The organism is Methanospirillum sp., assembly GCF_035406105.1.
Lineage (GTDB): Archaea > Halobacteriota > Methanomicrobia > Methanomicrobiales > Methanospirillaceae > Methanospirillum.
Genome location: NZ_DAONKG010000323.1, coordinates 1 through 1,849 on the forward strand (window position 1 = coordinate 1; position 1,849 = coordinate 1,849).

At 42.8% G+C, this 1,849-nt stretch carries 3 protein-coding genes and 1 pseudogene; 1 reads left to right on the forward strand and 3 read right to left on the reverse strand.

Translation table 11 applies throughout. The features are described 5' to 3' along the window. Both PLA23_RS13030 and PLA23_RS13035 read right to left on the reverse strand, forming a co-directional pair. Nucleotides 1–446 (reverse strand): hypothetical protein (locus PLA23_RS13030; protein ID WP_324475475.1); only part of this gene is annotated, 446 nt, incomplete at its 3' end. Nucleotides 447–566: 120 nt separating this feature from the next. Next, nucleotides 567–842, reverse strand: coding sequence for a rubredoxin (locus PLA23_RS13035; protein WP_324332046.1), 276 nt, complete (start codon nucleotides 840–842; stop codon nucleotides 567–569). Between the two features lie 76 nt (nucleotides 843–918). Between PLA23_RS13035 and PLA23_RS13040 the strand changes: the two genes are divergently transcribed. Continuing rightward, nucleotides 919–1,101, forward strand: coding sequence for a hypothetical protein (locus PLA23_RS13040; RefSeq protein WP_324475476.1), 183 nt, complete (start codon nucleotides 919–921; stop codon nucleotides 1,099–1,101). Between the two features lie 33 nt (nucleotides 1,102–1,134). On the opposite strand, the pseudogene PLA23_RS13045 reads toward PLA23_RS13040, so the two are convergent. Then, a pseudogene (locus tag PLA23_RS13045) lies at nucleotides 1,135–1,849 on the reverse strand (hypothetical protein); the annotation flags it as partial.

Sequence of the window (1,849 nt, forward strand, 5' to 3'; positions counted from 1 at the left end):
TTAAAATCAAGACCGATATCTCCCGCATATGTTGCATCTACCACGATACCAGTCTCATTGATAATATAGAGATCCGCGATATCAATAACATCAGGACTAAATCTGCTTTTTATTTCTGAAAGATTAATATTGGACAGATTCCCGTCCGACTGATTATAGGCATCCAGAAATACTGCAAACTGCTTCTTCATGGATGCATCAAAGGTATGATCAAAAAGCAGCAATCCCTGGTTAATTAACTGAAGAGAACTCCTGAGATGATGCTCATTATGGCGGACCTCATTATCCCAGGTATCGGAGAGGTGCTGGGTCGTCTGCTGAAAGGTAATATAGGACATCAGAACTATGAGAACAATAAAAATTGTGGTCAGAATAATCATAACCAAAACTGGAAACGAAAATCTGATATGAGGGATGCGTCCAGGTTTTCGGTTCTCATCTGACACTGGCATTCCTGAATGATTTAATTGGTGTTCTTCTGTTAAGAACGTGACCTGACAATATCATCTGGATCACATCATTGATAACCTGATCACATGAAGAAACTGCCAAAAGATATGAGATATCTATTTTCTCTTTTTGGCGAAAAATACTTTTGTTGCTTTACACCGGGGGCAGACCCATGTATTAGGAATTTTTTCAAAAGGAGTTCCTGCAATAACTCCATGTTCCGGATCTCCGAATCGTTCATCATAGAGGTACCCGCATTTTGTGCATACCCATTCAGTCATACACCAATATCGCTTTGGTCTGATAATAAAGATCGTGATGTGAATAACGAAAAGAAGATGGGGGGTCCTGATAGAATGTGTGGCATCGAGGCGGAGCAGTATGTTGTTCATACCGTCACCTGGTTAAAATGTGAAACGCCAATAACATGAGAAGAAGAATCAATCCCTGTATTGATACCGGGGGGGTATGGTACCTGTATGCACACCAAAAGAGATAATTATCTCATATATAGTGCTCAGTGAACCAGGTTCTGGAACAACCACCTCATCACTGGCATCCCAAACCAGGGGAAATCGTGATGGAGCGCCAGCACAGGAAGAAATTAACCATAAATGGGATGACTATGGAACTCCAACCCAGGTAAATTAGATATGTAAATGTGCATCATTATGCAAGAGTGAATTACCCTAAGGTTACCACTATCATCGCTTCTGCATCCTGTAATGATCCGGAAGGATCCCCATAATAATATGAGACCGTATCCCCGGCCATAAGGAGGAACTTATTCAACCCGTCTGTTTTTGGATTTGCATAATCCTCCAGAAGTGTACCATTCACCCTGACAAACCAAATTTTGGTTGCCGTATTGAAATATTCATTTATTCCTTCCAGAATTAAAATACCACCCTTATGCATTCCCCTATCATCAATACACAAATTCGTGATCTTCGAATCTTTCAAAAGCATGTGTAGAACACCAAGTGGTGTATTAACCGGGATTTCATAGTCAATTCCTGAGCTTACAGTAACATTGACGGTCCCTTCAGTAAGGGCAAGGACACCGGAATAGAGCATGCGGTTATCTTCAGGCTTTTGAGTGGTCGGTGACGGCTCAGGCAGTCCGTCAACCAGTTCACTGGCATTGGTTATATTTGTGGTATCATTTACCATCACTTCTGATGGAACCGATGTTGGTTCAGGTGTAGGCTCGGCTGATACCGTAACGACAGTAGTTGGAGTCGGAACGGGAGTGGTATTGACCGCAGACTCAACGACGGGAACTGAAGTGGGTGCAACACTTGGGGCAGGACTTGTATTGACCGCAGACTCAACAACGGGAACTGAAGTGGGTGCAACACTTAGGGCAGGAGTCGTATTGACCGCGGACTCAACAACG